This is a genomic window from Pseudomonas sp. GW821-FHT09C08, from assembly GCF_059418125.1.
The window spans coordinates 1311181-1333086 of the sequence record NZ_JBWKPG010000001.1; the positions used below are offsets into that span (position 1 = coordinate 1311181).

The 21906-nt window shown below is 61.3% G+C and carries 13 protein-coding genes; 9 read left to right on the forward strand and 4 right to left on the reverse strand.

Annotated elements, in window-relative coordinates:
• The first annotated feature begins 68 nt into the window (after window positions 1-68).
• Window positions 69-680 carry a hypothetical protein gene (locus AC07OJ_RS05575; protein WP_495094160.1) on the forward strand — a complete coding sequence of 204 codons (612 nt, stop codon included), beginning with the start codon at window positions 69-71 and terminating at the stop codon, window positions 678-680.
• A gap of 48 nt (window positions 681-728) precedes the next feature.
• Here AC07OJ_RS05575 and AC07OJ_RS05580 read toward each other — a convergent pair whose 3' ends face one another.
• The gene (locus AC07OJ_RS05580; protein ID WP_495094161.1) at window positions 729-5597 is read right to left on the reverse strand and encodes an NAD-glutamate dehydrogenase; all 4869 of its coding nucleotides are present in this window, start codon (window positions 5595-5597) and stop codon (window positions 729-731) included.
• Window positions 5598-6090: 493 nt separating this feature from the next.
• Between AC07OJ_RS05580 and AC07OJ_RS05585 the strand changes: the two genes are divergently transcribed.
• The 8 genes from AC07OJ_RS05585 (at window position 6091) to AC07OJ_RS05620 (ending at window position 17429) form a co-directional block, all read left to right on the forward strand.
• Window positions 6091-6444 (forward strand): hypothetical protein, encoded by a 354-nt coding sequence (locus tag AC07OJ_RS05585; RefSeq protein ID WP_495094162.1) that lies wholly within the window; start codon window positions 6091-6093, stop codon window positions 6442-6444.
• A 411-nt stretch (window positions 6445-6855) separates the two neighbouring features.
• Window positions 6856-7815 carry an AAA family ATPase gene (locus tag AC07OJ_RS05590; RefSeq protein WP_017739127.1) on the forward strand — a complete coding sequence of 320 codons (960 nt, stop codon included), beginning with the start codon at window positions 6856-6858 and terminating at the stop codon, window positions 7813-7815.
• A gap of 5 nt (window positions 7816-7820) precedes the next feature.
• Complete coding sequence (locus AC07OJ_RS05595; protein ID WP_049712996.1) at window positions 7821-8753, forward strand: DUF58 domain-containing protein; 933 nt, start codon at window positions 7821-7823, stop codon at window positions 8751-8753.
• Entirely contained in the window at window positions 8750-9244 is a 495-nt protein-coding gene (locus tag AC07OJ_RS05600; RefSeq protein ID WP_065907893.1) for a DUF4381 domain-containing protein, read from the forward strand. Before AC07OJ_RS05595 ends, AC07OJ_RS05600 begins: the two co-directional genes overlap by 4 nt.
• On the forward strand, window positions 9237-10325 hold the full coding sequence (locus AC07OJ_RS05605) for a vWA domain-containing protein (RefSeq protein ID WP_106803625.1): 1089 nt from the start codon (window positions 9237-9239) through the stop codon (window positions 10323-10325). The genes AC07OJ_RS05600 and AC07OJ_RS05605 overlap by 8 nt, the downstream gene beginning before the upstream one ends.
• Window positions 10322-12061 carry a tetratricopeptide repeat protein gene (locus tag AC07OJ_RS05610; RefSeq protein ID WP_065907890.1) on the forward strand — a complete coding sequence of 580 codons (1740 nt, stop codon included), beginning with the start codon at window positions 10322-10324 and terminating at the stop codon, window positions 12059-12061. Before AC07OJ_RS05605 ends, AC07OJ_RS05610 begins: the two co-directional genes overlap by 4 nt.
• Window positions 12058-13698, forward strand: coding sequence for a BatD family protein (locus tag AC07OJ_RS05615; protein ID WP_065907885.1), 1641 nt, complete (start codon window positions 12058-12060; stop codon window positions 13696-13698). The genes AC07OJ_RS05610 and AC07OJ_RS05615 overlap by 4 nt, the downstream gene beginning before the upstream one ends.
• A 689-nt stretch (window positions 13699-14387) precedes the next feature.
• The gene (locus tag AC07OJ_RS05620) at window positions 14388-17429 is read left to right on the forward strand and encodes a hypothetical protein (RefSeq protein WP_495094163.1); all 3042 of its coding nucleotides are present in this window, start codon (window positions 14388-14390) and stop codon (window positions 17427-17429) included.
• Window positions 17430-17524: 95 nt separating this feature from the next.
• Here AC07OJ_RS05620 and AC07OJ_RS05625 read toward each other — a convergent pair whose 3' ends face one another.
• The 3 genes from AC07OJ_RS05625 to AC07OJ_RS05635 form a co-directional block, all read right to left on the reverse strand.
• Complete coding sequence (locus AC07OJ_RS05625; protein ID WP_495094164.1) at window positions 17525-19438, reverse strand: RCC1 domain-containing protein; 1914 nt, start codon at window positions 19436-19438, stop codon at window positions 17525-17527.
• Window positions 19439-19535: 97 nt separating this feature from the next.
• Window positions 19536-21482, reverse strand: coding sequence for a hypothetical protein (locus AC07OJ_RS05630; protein ID WP_495094165.1), 1947 nt, complete (start codon window positions 21480-21482; stop codon window positions 19536-19538).
• Between the two features lie 30 nt (window positions 21483-21512).
• The gene (locus AC07OJ_RS05635; RefSeq protein WP_495094166.1) at window positions 21513-21788 is read right to left on the reverse strand and encodes a hypothetical protein; all 276 of its coding nucleotides are present in this window, start codon (window positions 21786-21788) and stop codon (window positions 21513-21515) included.
• Between the last annotated feature and the right edge of the window lie 118 nt (window positions 21789-21906).

Sequence of the window (21906 nt, forward strand, 5' to 3'; positions counted from 1 at the left end):
CCTGTCGGCGAGCAATCGGCAGAATGGGTGGCCGTATTATCAACATTCCTTTGCCGATGAGTGCCCCTATGCGACCCCTTATCCGTACCCTGATCGCCAGCGCTTTTATTCCAGCACTCAATGCGCATGCCCATCTCGGTGACGACGCCACGCAAGTGATCACCCCGGCACACCCCGTCTGGTTGCTTGAGCAACCTTACGCCGACGCTCCGATGCTGACGGCCCGCACCTTTGGTGCCAGTGCCTATGACGGGTATAGCGCCAAGGCCAACCTGGCGATCAGCTGTCACCCGCAGAACCCATCGGCGGGTATTGAACTGGAGATCTCCCCGCAGTCGCTGGGCTTCGACGTTGCGCCTTTTGAAGGCAAGGGTGCCGCCAAAGACGGACCACTGCGCATCACGACGGGAACCCGCGCCAGCGTCGATCACTCGATCAATGGCGTGTGGACCCACGGCGGGGTTTTCCAGGTCAGCACGATTTTTGTACTCCGCGGCTCCGTGCCCCGCGACGAACTCGCCTACTGGGCCAGTGATGCCTCACGGGGTCAAAGCCTGACACTGTCATTGGCGCCAGCCCAGGAGGGGGGCAAGCCGCTGACCGCAACGTTTGTACTGCCAGCCAATAACACCGAGCTGAAAAAAGTTATCCAGCCGTGCCTGGGGACTGCCACGCCATAAAAAAAGCCCCGCATCTTACGATGCGGGGCTTTCTGTCCAGCGGTTGGATCAAGCCGGTTGCAGTACCGACTGACCGCTCAACGCCAAGTCCAGCAGTTCACGGTTGGCGACCGCGTACATGGCGTAGTCCGTGCCGACCGCAGCACGAATTTCCACCATCATCGCGCGCCAGCGATCCGCCATGTCCTGGTGCTGCTCAAGCCACAGGGCCACGCGGGCTTCCATGTCTTGTGGCGCATCGGCCATTTGCAGTACCGCGATGGTGATCGCGCGTTGCTGCCAGTCCACGTCGTCGCGGAACGCTTCGCGCGCCTGGGCCTGCCAGTTGTTGGCCACTGGCAGATCGCTGATCTGCTGCAGGTACCACGGCAAGTCGAGGGCGCTGCCCACGGCGAAGTAGGCTTTCGCTACTTCGGCGGCATCGTGACCGGTCACGTCAGCGGCTTCGATGATCGGCAGCAGGGTGTAAAGGTGAGTCGTACCGGCCACCATGCGTGCCAACAACTCCGGCACGCCGGCTTCGGTGTAGGCCTGGTAGCGGGTCTGCCAGCCTTCGCGGGTCGGGCCTTCCAGCAGTTCGTCGAGCTTGAGGCCCAACGCGGCCAGGTGTGGACCGAAGTGCGCGGTATCACGCCCGGCATCCTGCTCGTTGCGACGGCTGCGCAGGAACCAGCGTGTAGCACGGCGGCCCAGGCGCATCAGCTCGTCCATCAGCTCCAGTTGCACGTCGGCAGAGACCTGGTGGTCCAGGGCTTCGATCTGACGGAACCAGTGCGGGAGATGGAAGATGTCACGCACGATCACATAGGCGCCAGCCACGTTCGCCGGGCTCATGCCGGTCGACTCCTTGAGGCGCTGCACGAAGGTGATGCCCATGTGGTTGACCAGGTCGTTGGCGATCTGGGTGCTGACGATCTCGCGCTTCAGGCGATGACGACGCATGGCCTCGGAGAACTTGGCGACCAGGCTCGGTGGGAACGCGGTCTCCATGTCACGGGTCAGGTACTCGTCGTCCGGCACCAGCGACTTGAGCAGCGCTTCCTTGAGGTCGATCTTGCTGTAGGAGATCAATACCGACAGCTCTGGACGCGTCAGGCCCTTGCCGTTGGACGCGCGCTCGGTGAGCTGCTCCTCGGTCGGCAGGTACTCGATGGCGCGGTCCAGCTTGCCACGGCCTTCCAGGTCGCTCATCAGGCGCTTGTACTCGGCTGCGCGCTCGTAGGCCTTGCGGGCGGCCAGGGACAGGGCCTGGGTCTGCTTGTAGTTGTTGCCCAACACCAGGTGGCCGACTTCGTCGGTCATGCTCGCCAGCAGCTGGTTGCGCTGCTTGTCGGTCATGTCACCGGCCTGCACCACTTCGTTGAGCAGGATCTTGATGTTCACTTCGTGGTCGGAGCAGTCCACGCCACCGGCGTTGTCGATGAAGTCGGTGTTGGAACCGCCGCCATTGAGGCCGAATTCCACACGACCCAACTGGGTCATGCCGAGGTTACCGCCCTCGCCCACCACCTTGCAGCGCAGCTCGTTGCCGTTGACACGCAGTGCGTCGTTGGCCTTGTCGCCGACGTCGGCGTGGCTTTCGGTGCTGGCCTTGACGTAAGTACCGATACCGCCGTTCCACAACAGGTCCACCGGCGCCTTGAGCAAGGCGTTCAGCAGCTCGGTCGGGGTCAGTTTGTCGGCCGAAATGTCGAAGCGCTCTTTCATCTGTGGCGAGATGGCAATGCTCTTCGCGCTGCGCGAGAAGATCCCGCCGCCTTCGGACATGATGCTGGTGTCGTAGTCGGTCCACGCCGAACGCGGCAGTTCGAACATGCGCTGGCGCTCGACGAAGCTGGTCGCCGGGTTCGGGTTTGGATCGATGAAGATGTGCAGGTGGTTGAAGGCCGCGACCAGTTGCAGCTTGTCGGACATCAACAGGCCGTTACCGAACACGTCACCGGCCATGTCGCCGACGCCGACCACGGTGATGCTGTCTTCCTGCACATTGATGCCGCGCTCACGGAAGTGACGCTGCACGCCGACCCACGCGCCCTTGGCGGTGATGCCCATTTTCTTGTGGTCGTAACCGGCGGAACCACCGGAGGCAAATGCATCGCCCAGCCAGAAGCCGTAGTCGATGGCGATGCCGTTGGCGATGTCGGAGAAGGTCGCGGTGCCTTTGTCCGCCGCCACTACCAGGTACGGGTCATCGTCGTCATGGCGCACGACGTTGGCCGGTGGTACCAGGGCGCCGTCTTTCAGGTTGTCGGTGATGTCCAGCAGGCCGGAAATAAAGATGCGGTAGCAGGCGATGCCCTCGGCCGCGATCTCGTCGCGGCTGCCGCCCAGTGGCAGGCGACGCGGCAGGAAGCCGCCCTTCGCACCCACCGGCACGATCACCGAGTTCTTCACTTGCTGGGCTTTTACCAGGCCGAGCACTTCGGTACGGAAGTCTTCTTCACGGTCGGACCAGCGCAGGCCGCCGCGCGCAACGTTGCCAAAGCGCAGGTGCACGCCTTCGACACGCGGCGAGTAGACGAAGATCTCGAACTTCGGCACCGGCTTGGGCAGCTCAGGAATCGCACGCGGGTCGAACTTGAAGCTGAAGTACGACTTGTTCTGGCCGTTGGCGTCGGTCTGGTAGAAGTTGGTACGCAGGGTGGCCTTGATCAGGTCCAGGTAGCGACGCAGGATGCGGTCTTCGTTGAGCACCTGGACGTCGTCCAGCGCGGTGAGGATCGCTTGTTCCAGGCGTTGCTGCTTGTCTTCCAGGTCGTCGGCGGTGAGCTTGCGTGCCAGGTAGAAACGGGTCTTGAACAACCGGGTCAACTCGCGGGCGATGTCGGTGTGGTTGTTCAGGGTGCTGGCGATGTAGCCGAGGTCGAAGCCCAGGCGGATCTGCTTGAGGTAGCGCGCGTAGGCACGCAGCAGCGCCACGTCGCGCCACGGCAGGCCGGCGGTGAGTACCAGGCGGTTGAACGCATCGTTCTCGGCGTCGCCATGCACGATGTGCACGAACGCGTCCTGCAGCGTGTCGTTGAGTTGCTGGATATCCAGGTTCACGCCTTCGGCGGCGATGAACGCAAAGTCATGGATCCAGAACTCGCGGCCATTGGCGTGACGCAGGCGGTACGGGAATTCACCCAGCACGCGCAGGCCGAGGTTTTCCAGGATCGGCAGCACGTCGGAGAGTGCCAGCGGGGTATCGGCGTGGTAGAGCTTGCAATGCAGCTCGCGCTGGCCGGAGACCTGGCCCAGCGGCTGGTAGAAGCTCATCACCAGCGGGTTGGCTTCGGTGAGGCTGTTGAGGTGCTGCATGTCGACCACGGCCGAATGCGCAGCAAAACGCTCGCGGTAACCGGCTGGGAAGCCTTTCGGGAAGTCGGCCAGCACGTTGGTGCCCTGGGCTTCGCCGAAGCTTTCGACGACCAGGCTGGAGTAGTCGTCCTGCCAGCTGCGGCAGGCCTGTACCACTTCTTTTTCCAGTTGCAGCGGGTCGATGTCCAGGCGGTTCTTCGGGTCGACCCGCAGAATGAGCTGCACGCGCGCCAGCACGGACTCGGAGAAGAAGGTCCAGAACTCGCAATCCGAAGCCTTCAGGCGATCCATCAGCACTTGCTGGATCTTCTGGCGCACTTCGGTGGAATAGATGTCGCGCGGCACGTAGGCCAGGCAGTAGCAGAAACGACCGTACGGGTCTTTGCGCAGGAATACGCGGATCTTGTTGCGTTCCTGGATCTGCACGATCGACATCACGGTGCTGAACAGCTCGTCGACCGGGGTCTGGAACAGGTCGTCACGCGGCAGTACCTCGACCACCTGGGCGAGTTCCTTGCCCAAATGCGCCTTGGGCTGGAAGCCCGAGCGGCGTTCGATTTCGGCGACCTTGCGACGGATATACGGGATCACCCGCACGCTCTCGCCGTACACCGAGGAGGTGTACAGGCCCATGAAGCGGTGTTCCTTGATGACCTTGCCGTCGGCATCGATCTCGCGGATCGACACGTAGTCCGGATAGGCCGGACGGTGCACGCGGCTTGGGTGCGCGGCCTTGGCGAACGACAGCACGGTCGGTTCACGCAGGTAGGCAACGGCATAGTCTTCGATGCGCAGGTCATCGGCGGTGAGGCCGGCACGCAGCAGCTTGGTCAGACCGAGGAAGGAATTGGCGTCATATTCGATATGACCGCCGTCCGCCTCGTCACGTACCACGAATTCTTCATAGCCGAGGAAGGTGAAGTGGTTGCCCACCAGCCATTCCAGGAAGTTCTTGATCTCGGCTTTTTCTTCGCCATCGATCACGAACCGGCTGGCGTCGATACCGGCCAGCAGGTCCTGGACCTTGGCTTTCATCGGTTCGAAATCGGCCACGGCCACACGTACTTCGCCGAGTACCTGCTCAAGCTCTTTGCTCAGCACGTTCAGTTCGGCGGCGTTGGCGCAGCGGTCGATTTCCAGGTACATCAGCGATTCTTGCTGGATGCCTTCGCCCTGGGTGCCCTTGGGCAGGATTTCCAGCAGCTCGCCCTTGCTGCCACGGCGTACACTGAGCACGGTGGTCTGCAGGGTGTGGATGCTGTAGCCGCGGCGGTTCAGCTCGGTACGCACCGAATCGACCAGGAACGGCAGGTCATGGTGCAGCACTTCGACCGCGGTGTGGGTCGACTGCCAGCCATGACGTTCGTAATCGGGGTTGTAGACCCGCACTTGCGGTTGGGTGTGATCAAAGCGCTCAAGCAGGCGCCAGGCAGACAGGGTGCAACCGGCCAGGTCGGAAAGGCGACGCTGGGTCAGTTCGTCCAGGGAAATGATGCCGAAGAATTGTTCAGCGAACAGCGCCACTTGTGGCAGTGCCTGTTCACTGATGTGCTGCGCCAGTGCCGCTTGCAGTTGATGCTGGAAGTCGGCCTTGCTGGCTGCGGTGAAGAACGCCATCTGTGGTACTCCGCTTGGGCTTGTTATTGATGGAAGCGTCGCGTGTTATCCCCTTGCGGGGAGACCGTCAGCTCTGTTCGTCGATACAAGTGGATAAGTACCTTAAACGAATCAGGGTGACAGGTGGGTGAAGCTGGACAAGACAATGAGGTCACATACAACTTCCATAAGATGCGCACCTTGCCAGGTGACGGTACGACGGGCAGGTCAGGCGCCTGGCACATGCACATCCGTTGCGCAGCTTAACGACTGTAGGAAGACAGCTGCTTGCGACGCTGCGACATATTCGGTCATCGGTAAGCAGGCCAGTGGTTGCGACTTGGGCAACCCGGATTTTTTCGCAGAAAAACAGGGGTTTTCCCCGCCCGCGAGTACCGGAAATGACTGATTCAGCCCGTCAGGTCATGCACTGGGTCTGACACGGGATGCAGCACAAAATTCGCCGCAATGGCACAATTGCCCGCGCAATGCCCTACCCCAGACAGGATTCCCCATGCTGCAAATCAAGACCGACGCCCTGATGGCCACTCCGTGCGACGAAGAAGAAGACAACATGGCCATGCTCTGCTGCCACGGCAAAAACGGCGAGATGTTCATGCTCACCCGTTACCCCGACGAAGACGAGGTGGAGCTGACCTGGGACTACGAGCCGTCGACCCTGGACGGCCTGAAAGTCACCCTGAGTGACACGGCATTGCTGGTCGAACTCGCTGCCGGCGACGCCGATGCACTGGGTGGCAAGGATCAACTGAAGATCAGCCATGGCACTGCTGCCTCGGACCTGGCCGAAGTTGAAGCGACCTTGCAGAACATCCTCAAAGGCACGGGTACGTTTATCCGGACGTAGTGGCCGGGCAAGCTGGCTCGTTGTGATGAGCGCGCTTGTTGTGTGGTGAACGGGCCTGTTGTGGTGAGCGGGCTTGCCCCGCGTTGGGCTGCGCAGCAGCCCCATCAAGATCGCCGCATTCCCCCAGGGGGACCGCGTTCTCTGGTTTTAGGGCCGCTCCGCAGCCCAACGCGGGGCAAGCCCGCTCACCACAAAAAAAGCCCTATTACCACAAGAGACCCTATTGCCAGATAAGCCCTATTGCCACAGCACAAAGGAGCAATTTGCGCGCCCACACAAAATTCCTACAAGTTTTCCCAAAAATACTCGTCACGCCGTTAGTCGCCGCCCCCTGCCATGCATTAAAGTAGGCGCCCCAGGCTGTCGTTTGTTGCAAGACGTGCAGGCTCATCTCTCCAGGAACCGTCATCGATGGAACATCGTGAAGCGCTGCTCGCGCTGCGAACCTTTCTTTCTACGCAGATTCTCGGCCAGGAAAAACTCATCGATCGCCTGCTGATCGCCCTGCTCGCCGACGGCCATATGCTGGTCGAGGGCGCACCGGGCCTGGCCAAGACCAAGGCGATCAAAGAGCTGGCCGAAGGCATCGAAGCGCAGTTCCATCGTATCCAGTTCACCCCCGACCTGTTGCCCGCCGACATCACCGGCACCGAGATCTATCGCCCGGAAACCGGCAGTTTCGTGTTCCAGCAAGGCCCGATCTTCCACAACCTGGTGCTGGCCGACGAAATCAACCGTGCGCCGGCCAAGGTGCAGTCGGCGTTGCTGGAGGCCATGGCCGAGCGCCAGGTCAGTGTCGGGCGCAGCACCTACGAGCTGTCGCCGCTGTTTCTGGTGATGGCCACGCAAAACCCCATCGAGCAGGAAGGCACCTACCCGTTGCCCGAAGCCCAGCTCGACCGCTTCCTGATGCACGTCAAGATCGGCTTCCCCGACGCCGCCGTCGAGCGGCGCATCCTGCAGCAGGCGCGCGGCGAGGCGCTCAATGGCGAGACCAAGCCCGAGCGCCGCGTCAGCCAGCAGGCGATCTTCGCCGCGCGCAAGGAAATCCTCGGCCTGTACATGGCCGATGCGGTAGAGGAATACCTGGTGCAACTGGTCATGGCCACGCGCACCCCGGCCAAGTTCGACCCGGAGATGGCCGAGTGGATCGCCTACGGCGCCAGCCCGCGTGGTTCCATCGCCCTCGACCGCTGCGCACGCGCCCATGCCTGGCTGGCCGGACGTGACTTTGTCAGCCCGGAGGATATCCAGGCGGTGCTGTTCGACGTGCTGCGCCACCGCATCATTCTGTCGTTCGAGGCCGAAGCGGCCGGTATTGACCAGGACCGCGTGGTGCAACGCATTCTCGACGTCGTTGCCGTCGCTTGAACCCCATGAACGCAAGCGATGGAATCCGCGTCACACTCAGCGAATTGATTGAGATGCGCCACCGCGTGCGCGAAGTGCAGCTGTTTTCCACCCCCAGCCAGCGCAGCCCGCTGATCGGCTTGCATCACTCCAAATTGCGCGGGCGCGGTGTCGACTTCGACCAGGTGCGCGTGTACCAGGCCGGCGACGATGTGCGCACCATCGACTGGCGCGTCACCGCACGCACCCAGGAGCCCCACACCAAACTGTTTCACGAAGAACGCGAACGGCCGATTTTCATCATGGTCGAGCAAAGTTGCCGGCTGTTTTTCGGCTCGGGGCAGATGTTCAAGTCGGTACTCGCCGCCCAGGCCGCCAGCCTGATCGGCTGGGCCGCGCTGGGGCATAACGACCGCGTGGGCGGGCTGGTGTTCGGCGACAGCGAGCACTACGAAATCAAGCCGCGACGCAGCAAGCAAAGCCTGCTGCAACTGCTCAACCGCCTGGTGCGTGTCAATCAGAGCCTCAACACCGAAAGCCGCCCGGAAGCCGACGCCCTGGGCATGGCCCTGCGTCGGGGCCGCGAAGTGCTGCGCCCGGGCAGCCTGGTTATCGTGATTTGCGACGAGCGCGCGCTGACCGAAGGCGCGGAACAACAACTGAGTCTGTTGTCACGCCATTGCGACCTGCTGCTGTTGCCGATTTCCGACCCGCTCGACCACGCCCTGCCCGCCGCCGGGCTGCTGCGCTTTGCCGAACGCGGCGCGCAGCTGGAGCTGGACACGCTGAACTTCGACCTGCGCCAGGCCTACAAGGCCCAGGCCGAAGCGCGCATCGCCCGCTGGGAACTGCTCGCGCAAAAACTGCGCATCCTGCTGATGCCCCTGAGCACCCAGAGCGAAATGGTCGAGCAACTGCGCGAGTACCTCAACCCTCAACGCCCGGTTAAAAAGCAATGAGTAGCCTCGACCAGCTGCAACCGCTGATCGCGCCGCCGAGCATCGGCTTCTGGCCGCCTGCGCCGGGTTGGTGGTTGTTGCTGGTGATCATCCCGTTGCTCGCTTGGGGCCTGTGGTCGCTGCGGCGTTTCCTGCCTGCGCGGCGTCCTGTGGCGCGCGCCGAACAACCACTGGATCCGTTGCGCATCGCCGCCCTGGCGGAGCTGGCGCTGATGCCCAAGCCCTACGACGGCGCCCCTGCCGGTGCCTGGCTGCAACAACTCAACGGCCTGCTCAAGCGCCTGTGCCGCAACGACTACCCCTACAGCCAAAGCCACACCCTCAACGGCCGCAAATGGCTGGCATTCCTCGACAACCGCTGCCCCGCCGCCGGCCTGACGCGCTGGATGGTGCTGGTCGAAGGCGCCTACAAACCCGAATGCAAACTCGACGACAAGGCCATCGCCGGCCTCACCCAGGCCGTCGACACCTGGATTCGCAAACATGTTTGAGTTCGCCTGGCCGTGGATCTTCATCCTGTTGCCCTTGCCGTGGCTGATGCGCCTGGTGTTGCCGGTGGCCGACAGCGGCGAGCCGGCCCTCAAGGTCAGCTACCTCAGCGACCTCGAAGGCCTGGCCCGGCGCCGTGCCCGTGTCAATCTGCCGGGCTGGCGCCAACAGGCACCGTTCGTGGTCCTGTGGCTGCTGCTGTTGACCGCCGCCGCGCGCCCGGAATGGCTCGGCGAGCCATTGCCAATCGCCGCCAGCGGCCGCGACCTGCTGGTGGCGGTGGACGTGTCCGGCTCGATGGATTTTCCCGACATGCACTGGCAGGACGATGACGTCAGCCGCCTGAGCCTGGTCAAGCATCTGCTCGGCGACTTTTTGGAAGAGCGCGAAGGTGATCGCGTCGGCCTGATCCTGTTCGGCAGCCAGGCCTACCTGCAGGCGCCGCTGACCTTTGACCGCCACACCGTGCGCACCTGGCTGGACGAGGCGCGCATCGGCATCGCCGGCAAGAACACCGCGATCGGCGACGCCATCGGCCTGGCCTTGAAACGCCTGCGCCAGCGCCCGGCGCAAAGCCGCGTGCTGATCCTGGTCACCGACGGCGCCAACAACGCCGGGCAGATCGACCCGCTCACTGCCGCGCGCCTGGCCGCTGAAGAAGGCGTGAAGATTTACCCGATCGGCATCGGCGCCGACCCTGAGCAAACCGGCTCGCTGGGCATCCTCGGCGTCAACCCGAGTCTGGATCTCGATGAGCCCGCGCTCAAGGCGATTGCCGAGGCCACCGGCGGGCAGTACTTCCGCGCCCGCGACGGCGAAGAGCTGCAAGCGATCAAGGACACCCTCGACAAACTCGAACCGGTCGAACAGCAACCGACCCAGGCCCGCCCGGCACTCGCGCTGTACAGCGCGCCGCTGGCGCTGGCACTGGTATTGAGCATGCTGCTGGTGATCCAGGAACGCTGGCCGAACAACGCGCTGCAACGGTTGTTGAACAAATTGTCGACCCGCGGGCGTTTCCTGCAGCAGCATCCCGAATGGCGCCAGCGCCTCAAACGCCTGCGTCTGCGGAGGCGTCGATGATCGACCTGTGGCCGCACTGGTTCCGTCCCTGGTGGCTGTTGCTGCTGCCCCTGCTCGGCTGGCTGCTGTGGCAACTGTGGCACCGGCAAAAACGCGCCGGGCGCTGGCAGATGATCCTGCCGCCGGCCTTTCATGCGGTGCTGCTCAGCGGCGGCAATGGCCGCGAAAGCAAATCGCCGTGGGTGGTGCTCGGCATCGCCTGGCTGCTGGCCGTGCTGGCATTGCTTGGCCCCAGCTGGCAGCGGGTCGAACAGTCCAGCCAGAAACCTTCTGATCCCTTGGTGGTGCTGCTGGAACTGACCCCGGAGATGCTCGCCACCGACAGTCCGCCAAACCGCCTGGAACAGGCGCGGCGCAAGCTGTATGACCTGTTGCAGGCGCGCACGGATGCGCAAACCGCCATCGTCGTGTACGCCGGCAGTGCCCACACGCTGGTGCCGCTGTCCGACGACCTGGCCACCAGCCGCAACCTGCTCGATGCGCTGCGCCCCTCGCTGATGCCCGAAGTCGGCCACCGCGCTGACCTCGCGGTGGAAAAAGCCCTGGGCCTGCTCAAGCAAGGTGGCCTGGGCCAGGGCCGGCTGTTGCTGATCGGTTCTTCCTTGTCCAAACAGGAACGCCAAGGCATCCGCCTGCTGCTGCAAAGCGGCCAGGCGCCGAGCCTGTCGATCCTCGGCATCGGCAGCCGCGAAGGCACGCCGGTGACTCAGGAAAGCGGCGAATTCCTCAAGGACGAACAGGGCGCGATCCTGGTGCCGCGCCTCGACAGCCCGACGCTCAAGGCCTTCGCCAGCGAAATGGGCGGCCGTTACCGCGCCGCGCGCCTGGACGACAAAGACCTGCGCCAGCTCGGCGTGCTGGACCCGCCGCAGACCCTGCGCAACGACGGCCAACTGCTGCACCTCGACACTTGGGCCGACCAGGGTTATTGGCTGCTGCTCCCGCTGTTGCTGCTCGCGGCCTGCGCCGGGCGGCGTGGCTGGCTGTTCTGCCTGCCGCTGCTGCTATTGGGCGCACCGCAACCCAGCTATGCCTTCGGCCTGCAGGACCTGTGGCTGCGCCCCGACCAGCAAGGCCAATACCTGCTGAAGAAAAAACGCCCCGCCGAAGCCGCGGAGCACTTCGAAGACCCGCAATGGCAAGGCGTCGCACTGTACGAAGCCGGCAACTATGCCGAGGCCATCAAGCGTTTCGCCCAGAGCAATGACGCCTACGCCCACTACAATCGTGGCAACGCCCTGGCCAAGTCGGGCGAGCTGGAGGCGGCGATCGATGCCTACGAACAGGCCCTGGAAGCCCAGCCCGACCTGCAGCCGGCCCTGAAAAACAAGGCCCTGGTGGAAACCCTGATGCAGGAGCAGGCAAACCCCGAGCCGCAAAAACCGGCAAAAAACCAGGATGACGAAACCACGCAACCCGGCCAAACTGCGCAACCAGGCGCCAGCGGGCAAAGTGCCACGGGTGGCGAGCAGTCGTCCCAGGGACAGGGCGAAGCCGGCACCGGTGATACCAAGGCCGGCGCCACGCCACAACCCGGCGGTAACGAAGTACCGGGCAGCGAACTCGGGGATGAGCAGACCACCACCCCGCCACTGCGCCCTGCCGACGCCAGCCTCGACGGTGAGCATCGCCAGGCGCTGGAGCAGTGGCTGCGGGAGATTCCGGACAACCCCGGCGAACTGCTGCGGCGTAAATTCTGGTACGAACAGCAACAACATCAGGACAAGACTCGATGAGCCGCCGCACGACCCTACTGCTTTTGCTCGCGCTGTCGGCAGGCCACGCCCAGGCGGCGAGCCTGGTCGCCAGTGTCGACCGCAGCCGCCTCAATTCCGGCGAGACGGTAGAGCTGACGGTGGAATCCAGCGACGTCACCCAGTTCGGCAAACCCGACCTGTCGCCGCTGGACGAGCAGTTCGAAGTCAGCGGCACGCGCCAACTCAACCAGCTCACCACCCTGGGCGGCGACAACCACGCCACCACGCGCTGGATCATCACCCTGCTGCCCAAGCAAAACGGCACCGTGGTGATCCCGCCGCTGCAAGTGGGCGAGTACAAGACCCAGCCGATCAGCCTGCAAGTGGTCGAAACCACCAGCCAGGACAGCAGCGCGGAACTGGCGCCGGTGTTCGTCGAGGCCAACCTCGACCAGACCAGCGTGTACGTGCAGGCCCAGGCACTCTTGACCGTGCGCGTGTACCACTCGGTGTCGCTGTATGACGACAGCAGCCTCACGCCGTTGCAGATCCCGGATGCGCGGGTCGAGCAGTTGGGCGAGTCGCGCACCTACGAGAAAGTCATCAACAGCATTCGCCATGGCGTGATCGAAACCCGCTACGCGATCTACCCGCAGCACAGCGGCGCCCTGGAGGTTCCCGCCCAGACCTTCAGCGCGACCCTGGTGGAATCGCGCCCGCCACAGGAAAACACCTTGCAGGGCACCAAGCCCGGCAAGCTGATCCACGTGAGTTCGACGCCCCTGTCGCTGACGGTCAAACCCAAGCCGGAGCTCTACCCCGCCGACGCCGCCTGGCTGCCGGCACGCAGCCTGACCCTGAGCGAAAGCTGGAACCCCGAGCCCGAACACGTGCAGGTCGGTGACTCGCTGACCCGCAGCCTCACGGTCAAGGCCGAGGGTTTGTCCAGTGCGCAACTGCCGGCCCTGCCCAGCACCGATATCAACGGCCTGCGGCGTTACCCGGACCAGCCGGTGCTTGGCAACCAGACCAACGACCGCGGCCTGATCGGTAGCCGTGAAGACCGTGAAGCCTTGGTGCCCAATCGCGTCGGCGCCCTGGAGTTGCCCGCCGTCGAAGTGGTGTGGTGGAACACCCACGAGGACCATCTGGAACGCACCAGCCTGCCGGCGCGCACCCTGCAAGTGGCGAACAACCCGAGCCTGGTGGTGGACACCCCCGCCACGCCGACCATCATCACCGCTCCGGACGACAGCCGCCTGTGGCTGTGGCAACTGAGTACGCTGATCCTGGCCTGCACCACCTTGCTGGGCTTCGGCCTGTGGTGGCGTGCACGCTGGCAGCCGGCGGTGCTGCGCGCGGCGCAAACCGGCCCGAGCCCGCGCTCCCTGCTCGACGACCTCAAGCGCGCCACCCAGGCCAACGACCCGCAAGCCACGCGCCAGGCGCTGGACGCCTGGGCGCGCCAGCAGCCGGAAACCCTGGCGGACATGGCCGCGCGATTTGTGCCGTTGTCGGATGCGCTGGATGGGCTGAATGGCGCGCTGTACAGCGAGAGCGGCCAGTACTGGCTGGGCGAAGACCTGTGGCGCGCGATCAAGGCCATCCCGATGGCCGAGCGTGAACTCGATCCCGCGACCGATACCACCAGCCTGCCGCCGCTGTACCCCAAGTAAGCCGAAATCAGCCAGACCACAAAACCCTGTGGGAGCGGGCTTGCTCGCGAATGCAGAGTGTCAGTCACTGGTGATTTGACTGACCCACCGCCTTCGCGGGCAAGCCCGCTCCCACATGGGTTAGCGCAGGCGGGACAGAACTTCGTCGCCCGTGAAGGACTCGCAGCTCATGGCCGTCATTGGCCTAGACGCGGTTGGCGTCCAGATCCGTAAAGCATCGCTGGGCAACAGTGGCCACGGTTCAAAAATGTGGGAGCGGGCTTGCTCGCGAAAGCGGCGTGTCAGTCGCTAGTGATTTGACTGACCCACCGCCTTCGCGGGCTAGCCCGCTCCCACATGGGTTAGCGCAAGCGAGGCAGAACTCCGTCGCCCGTGAAGGACTCGCAGCTCATGGCCGTCATTGGCCTAGACGCGGTTGGCGTCCAGATCCCTGAAGCATCGCTGGGCACCAGTGGCCACGGTTCAAAAATGTGGGAGCGGGCTTGCCCGCGAAGGCGGTCTATCAGTTCCCCCTGCACTGACTGACCCACCGCAGTCGCGAGCAAGCCCGCTCCCACAGGAGACGACAGACCATCCGTCGCCACTGTCAATTCTGACAGGTAGACGCCCACCCCCGGCGGGTGTCTGATTTTCCTTGCCTCATGCGCGCCCGTTTCCGCGCGCATCCCCTCCAGCAAGGAGTCTGTTCCATGTCCAATCTACCCGTTGATCCCGCCGCCGATTCCCGCGGTGATGAAGCCCCACCGCTGCTGCTGTCACAGGACATGGTGGCCTACAACACCCACAATCCAACGGCCAACAGCCCCCGGCGGGTCGAAGACCTCGACCCGCCTTTTTCCGCCTACCCCCATATCCCCCTGCACGCCACCCTTTACCCGGAAAACGGCGTGTACGGCCTGGCCATCCGCCATATCACCCCGTATGCCTACTTCGTGTTTGAAAAGTGGTTCGATTGGAACTTTTTCGACTTTTACGCCCTTTACCTGGAGGACCTGCTTAACCCAGTAGCGGCCGATAATGTCTTCGAGGACGAGCAAAGGTATGGCCTGTTCGTGCCCAGAGAGCACGTTCCGGAAGGCGAGATACAGATCTACGGCCGGGTATTGCGCCCCAGCTCCGGCCAGGAGAGCACCTCGCCGCTGCAAACCATCCTGATCAAGACCACTCGCCCCGGCGGCACTGATACTGACCCGGGCTGCCCGTGGCATACCGGCCTGGTGATGACCGTCGAGGGCTTGCCGGAAGGCTCGACGATCAATCCGCCTATTGCCGAACGCGGGGTGTGGTGCCTGATCGAACCGTATAAACATATCCGCCAGAACGACCGCATCGAACTGTCCTGGGACGGCATCTTCGTCATACACATCGTCAGCCCTGCAGAGGCGGCTGGCAGCGGACCGATCCGGGTGTTCGTCAGTAAAGACATCATCCTCCAGGGCGGCCTAATGGGGCCCCTGAACTTGCGCTTTCGGGTGCAGGATGTGGTGGAGAACATGTCCGGGGAAAAATACGCGTATTCCAAGCCTTACATCCTGATGAGCGAACTGGACCCCAGCCTGCTGGAAGCACCGAATTTCCTGGTCGATGACGAGGAGTCCTACCAGATCGACTTCGACACCCAAAGCGACTCGATCTTTGAAGTACTGGTCTTCACCGTCCGAGAAAACCCCGCGCCAAACCCACGGCACCAGATTTTCGTCAGCCTGTTCGCCACCCTGGCCGATGGCTCAACGCGGGACTTCGCGCTGCCGGCGGCGATAGACAACAACCGAGGCTCGACCACGGTGCCCGTTGACCGTGAAACTATCCAACAATTGGTCGGCGGCTCGTTCCGGGTGTCGTTCCTCTGGCAAACCGCCAGTGGCGAATCCCTGGGCCAGTCCGGCACCAACACCGTCACCGTGATCGGCACGCCGGTATTGATGCCGGGGGTGACGATCAACCCGATCGAACTGGGCTTGATTGACCCAGCCCATGACATCACCGTCACCATACCTTTCTACGAACCGCACGACCCCGACTGGCTGGAGACCCTGCACATCGAGCGCCGCATACCCGGCGGCGGTGGCACCCCCTATATCGACTCTCAACTGGCGGGCGCCCAGGGTGGCAGCCGCCGCGTGAAGAAGGAGGACCTGCAACGTTTCAACGGCCTGGGCCTGATTTATTTCTACTACGTGGTGACCAACGGTGTCACCCCGCGCAAATCGACTGAGGTAGGCGCCCAAGTGGGCGAGCGTGTCGCTGACATGCCACTGCCACAACTGGAAGGTACCGAAGGCAACAATATCAACCCGGACCACATCATCGGACCTGACGTAGTGCTGACCTTGCCCTACCTCGGGGCCCAAGACGGCAACGTGTACCACTGGAGCTGCGTCGGTTCGGCTCTTGGCGGCTCGGCCGATGGCACCATCGTGATCAACCCCGCAACGGCCGGCCGGTCCCTGGCATTCCCGGTCAGCCGCACCATCCTCGACTTCAACCTCAACGGCAGCCTGCGCATCAGCTACAGCCTGGAACGCGTCGGCCCCCCCCGGCAGGTGTTGCGCTCGGAGGTGCTGAACCTCACCGTTGGCCCGGGTGTCGAGTTGGAGCCTCCGGAAGTCGCTGAAGCCCAACGCTTCCCGGACCGTCTCGACCCCTTGGCAGCCTTGTCGGGCGCGAACGTGTTGTTGAAATTCCGGCCGATGCACGCGACCGATCGAATTTTTGTCGACTGGCTCAGCCCGGATGGCATTGGTAGCTACGCCACAGACGTACAGGGCGACCCCGTCACCAACGAGGTCAGCGCCCCGATCCCAAGTGAGTTTATCGCCAAAGGTATTCGCGAAGGCGGCAACCGCATCAGCGTGCAGTACCATTTTTTCCGCGGTGCCATTCCCTACGAATCGGAAATATTGAATCTGGAACTGCTGCCGCTGACCGGATTGCCCACCCCGTTTATCCAGGGCGTCGGCGACGCCGTTGACCTGGTACTTTCGCAGTTGGTAGCCGGGGCTCGCACCCTGACATCGGTGTGGCCGTTCATTCATCCCGACAGCCGTATCTGGATGGAATACCACGGAACATTGAACAACGGCGACGCCTATCACGAGATGACCTATATATCCCACCGCCTGGGCGAGGCTGACGCTATCGGCGGACTGCAACCGCCAACCCCCATCGAGGCTCTCCAGCGGCTCATGGACCGATCCTCGCTGACCATCCAGGTATGGGTCGGATTCTCTCAAAGCCTGAGTAAAGCCTTGGCCGTAGCCTTCCCGACGCGAATCTACAACGTCCGGGTCGATTATTTCCGCGACCTGACCGACTTCTACAACTTCAACTGGAACGGCTGGATGAACAGCGTCAACGGCAAGGGAGACCTGATGATTGAGGGCGCCGAAAATGTCGTCTGGCGCGCAACCAAAAGCAACTTTGAAGCCATTGAGCCCGGCATACAGAAAACCTTTGAAAACTTGAAGGCAGCCACCCGATACGAAGTCAGTTTCTATTGCAAAACCACCGGTAGTGCCTCCCAGACGACAGCCAAGATCAGCTTAGGTGACACGACGGTTACGAGGATCATGACCCCGGACCGCAATTGGGAGAAGTTCAGCCATATCTTTACAACGGCTGCGACCCCGCCCACACAAACACTGCAGGCAAAAATAGCGTTCTCTATTAATGCAACCAGCACCTTTTTCATGGACCAGATCCAAATACGGGAGGTAGCCCTCGTGCAGTGAGCCACCTCGCATAGGTGAAAATGCCCAACCTGCCCGCATAAACAACCCGCGACATGCGCGGGTTGTTTATGTGGGCGACTGGATAAAGAGCAGCGCTAGCGTGCAGCCCTCGGGTCGAAATACTGGTTCCTGACATTCCCGCCCCATAATACGTAAGTACCATCGACGCGACGTGCTGCAAAGGAAGGATCAGTATGCGGAGGCCTAGGAGGAGGTGGCGGTGGCAGGACCACGTAGGGGAAACGCTTGATAGAGTACAGCTCCGTTACCCCGCTGAGCAGGTATTCAGACAGCTCTGGAGGAATCTCACCGGCATCTTCCATCGCCAGTGTGGCTCCCCAGACGGATACCGCCCCGTCGGTACCTCCCTGCGTAGTGATAACGCCGTACGCACCATTGGTGCAGTAGACATCACGAATCAGGCTGGCCATCAGTATCTGGCGCACCGCCGGGTCCATTGTCCCGCCATGGGTGTTCAGCCCTGTCAGCACAATAGCGTTGGTGGTGCCGTCATCACGACGGCTCAGTAAAAAGAAGCTGACATCGTTGCCATACAGGCTGAGATTACCGTCGACAATGATCGCCGAGGACGAAACGTTCCTGCGCAGTCTCGGCGCTTCGGCGCTTTCGCCCCGCCGGCGAGGATAACCCGGTTCGGCGTTTGCACCCTCGATCACCTGTCTGTAGCTGTCTTTTTCTTGAGCCGTCAAGGGCGCGCCGCCATATTGAGGCGCTCCCCAAGCCTCCGCCTGGCCGCTACTGTTGGCCATCAGAAACGCCCAACGTGCGGACCTGCACAAAATGATGTTGCCACGTGCGGCGAGTGCAGCGGCGCTGGCATTCATATCGCCGCCTTCAGCAGCCCTGCCCCAACTGACCGCTCTACGCCTATCTCGCGTGATGGCACAGAACGATGCCGTCGCAGCAATAACCGATTGCACGCCACCATCGTCAAGGATTCTGAGCAATCTGTCAGAGGGAATGGTTCCACCACCGTCGACGGCACCCCACACCGCAATGTCGCCATCTCTTCCGATGGCGCAGAACGAAACCGCCGACGCGACTATTCGAGTCACAAACATCGCATCCAGTTGCGCGCGCACATCGGGCGGAATGTTGCCGCCATTATTGGGTTGCCCCCAGGCATACACCCTGCCGTTTCGAGTTCGCACCGCAAATGCATCGTCTGCGGCGTAGATGGCTTCGGGCGGGTCGAACCACAACTCTCGCTGGATCTGGTCAGGCACCGTCGAGGCCGGATTATTAACCGGGCCAATCGCAGCAATACTGTTTGCGCCTGGAGCAGGATTGTCATGGATCACGGCAAACGCACTTCGGGTGCTGTAAACCGACTTTACGCCCCGAAGAATAGGCGCCGTGGGGGGAACGGTGTTGCCCCAGCATAATAATTGATTGGTACTGCCGACACTCACCAAGGCGGCAAAACTGAACTCTGCCGAAAACAACTTTATCGCTTTATTATTCTTTAGAAAGTTCACGATCGCGGGCGGCACAGGCAACCCCCAGCCGGTCTGTCCTTCCAAATGAACATCGCCGCTGGTGGGCTCAAGCAACGCGAACACCCCACCGCTGGAAACAAACAGCCTGTCTGCGGGTTCCGGGACGTGAAATGAAAAATTACCGCGCTGTTTTAAATAACACCACTCGTTTTCCTCGTCCGATATACCCTGGAAGCCTGAAACAATTAGGTACTGAGGCGAAAAATATTCGCTGCCTGCTACGTTATTCGAGTCAACAGGCACCACCGAAAACTGCAGATACTTACCCTCATCGGAAGGCCTGATGTTGAAGTCCCGCTGCCCTTCCGCCTCCAGGCGTTGCCCATTAAGGTACCAATAAAAGCTTGACAGCCCTTCATGGCTGGCACCATTCGCGTCATACCGATAAAAACCACGCACCGTGGCGTGCACTAAGATATCGCCCAGAACCTGCACTTCACTGGCAGTGGGGACTGCATCAACAACCGCCTTTTTCTTCACGTTACTCATGACTGACTCTCCAACTCTGGGAATAAAAAGTGTTGGCAGCCCTCCGCAACGGCCTTCAAAAACGCAAGCCGCTGAGCGCCGTCCAAAACGTACGCCCTCATGAATCGACCGGGTTATACAACTCATCCGTCACACTTGTTCCGCCCCCCCACACCACGTACTGTCCATCTGTTCGCCTGGCGGCGAAGGCTGACGCTGATCGTGCGCCGGTAGGGGCATAAGGCGGCAAGAACTTCAACGCGTACAACCCACTCACATTTGCCCTCATGTACTCTTGCAGTTCACCCGGAACGTCACCTGCATCCTGATAAGCAGTGCCACCGCCAAATGCGTTGACCGCGCCACTGGCAGAGCCTTGTGTGCTAATCACGCCATAGGCGCCATTCGTGCAGTGCACATCCGTTATTAGACTGCCCATCAGCACTTGCCGGGTGGCGGGTGGAATAGCGCCACCTCCCGTGGGCTGGCCCCACGAAAACAGATCCTTGGTACTCCCATCGGATTCCTTGGCAACCATGAAGAAGCTGGAGTCATTGGAGTAAAGGCTGATGATGCCATTAGGGGTGACAATTTCGCCTAAGTTGGCACCTGGGGTAGCACTTGGATCACAGGTGGCGTTGTGGCGTGTCGGCGAGCGATGTTGTTGATACCAATCGTTGACGTGCATATCGTCGAAGAGCGCTTCAATGCGGTACTTTTCTCCGCTTTTTTCAAAGACTTTCCCCGCATCGTTTTCTTGCCCATCGTCTTGACCGGCAAGCCCACCGTAACCCGCCTGGCCCCAAGAGGCGGACAGCCCGGAGTTATTGAACATGCAGAACGCCCAGGCAGACCCCCGGCATAACAGGATATTGCCGCCGGCAGCGAGTCTTTTGGCATCTTCATTCATGGTGCCTCCATAGGCTGCAGCGCCCCAACTGATCGCTCTTCTGCGGTATTTGGTAATGGCGCAGAATGCATTGCGGTTAGCCACCACCTGCTCAACACCGTCCTGGTCAAGGATGTACGTCAGGACCTCGGAAGAGATTTGCCCGCCGTTGGCTGCGTCACCCCACGCCACGACGTGTTTGATTTCAGGGTCATTGACGGTTTGCGGACCAATGGCGCAAAACGCACCGGCAGTGCTGACAATCCGCTCAACCTTCATCGCCATCAAATAGTTCTCAGCCGCCTGCGAGATACTGCCTCCGGCCGCAGCATTTCCCCAGGCATAGACGTTCCCCTTGAGAGTGACGACTGAAAATGCAGATTCCGTTGCATAGATTGCCTTGGGCAGATCGAAGAGCAGTTTGCGTTGAATATCCTCTGGTACCACCCCGCCATTCGCGGCGTTGCCAAAGGCACCGATGGTGTTTTTCCCTGGCGCCGGATTGTCGTAAATAAAGGCCACTGCGGTGCGATTGCTATACACGTACTTAATGTTATTCAAATCCAGTTGCGGGGGAATATTGTCCATATTAGTCCCCCACAATAACAGCCGCTTGGTACTGCCCAAGACCGGCACCAGTGCAGCAAAATCCCGTTCGGTCGAGAACATACGCGTGGCTGGATTGTTTTTCAGGTAATCGCGTATTGCCTGTGGCGGTTGACCGGCATGATCAGCACGTCCTCTAACATGCACACTTTGCGTTTTGCCGTCGGTCAGCGAAAAAGCCAACGCACTCGCGACGAAAACTTTATCGTTAGGGTCGGGCACATAATAAGAACAATGACCGCGTTGTGACATAAAACTATTACGGTGCTCTTCGTCGGAGATATTTTGATAGCCGTTTACGACGGCAATCTCCATCGAAAAAGTTTCTATACCGGTTTCACCATCGGCGTTCATCGGCGTTACCGAAAACCTGATTTTTGCCCCGCTGAGGGAGGCCTGGATTTGAAAGTCGAGGCTTCTGGCAGTGAGATAGTTAACGCCGTCTATATACCAGCGATAGATAGAGTTTTGCTCGGGAACATCATCAACGTAAAAATAACTACCGCGGACCACTGCACCCGCAACGGCCTCACCGATAATCGTCACATTAGTTGCTACAGGAATTGACATGAGATAAGCCTCAGTTATTAGAAAATCACACTAACCCTCAGACTCAGTCACCGCGCGAATAATCAGATCCTCACCACGTTCACGCACCAGCCCTTCGCCATTGTCTTTGGGATAATGAAGTTGAATATTGTCCTGCTCTAAACACGCACAGACAGTAAGCGCTGCCGAAAATGGACTGTCTACTGTCATATTTAACAGGTGAGGCGACCGTTCATCTGATGATTCAAGATTGAAACAAGCACGTATGTACGCAATAACAACTGCCGTCCTGCGCCGACAAACGATACGAATAGCGTCTGTGGCCATGCGCTATCTCTCCCCCTGAGTCAGAGGTTTCCAGGGCGAACCCGCCTGACGTTCACCGTTGAGCATTCGGAGGGTGAAAGAATCGCGCCATTTACAGGTAAACTCCCCCTCCTCTTCA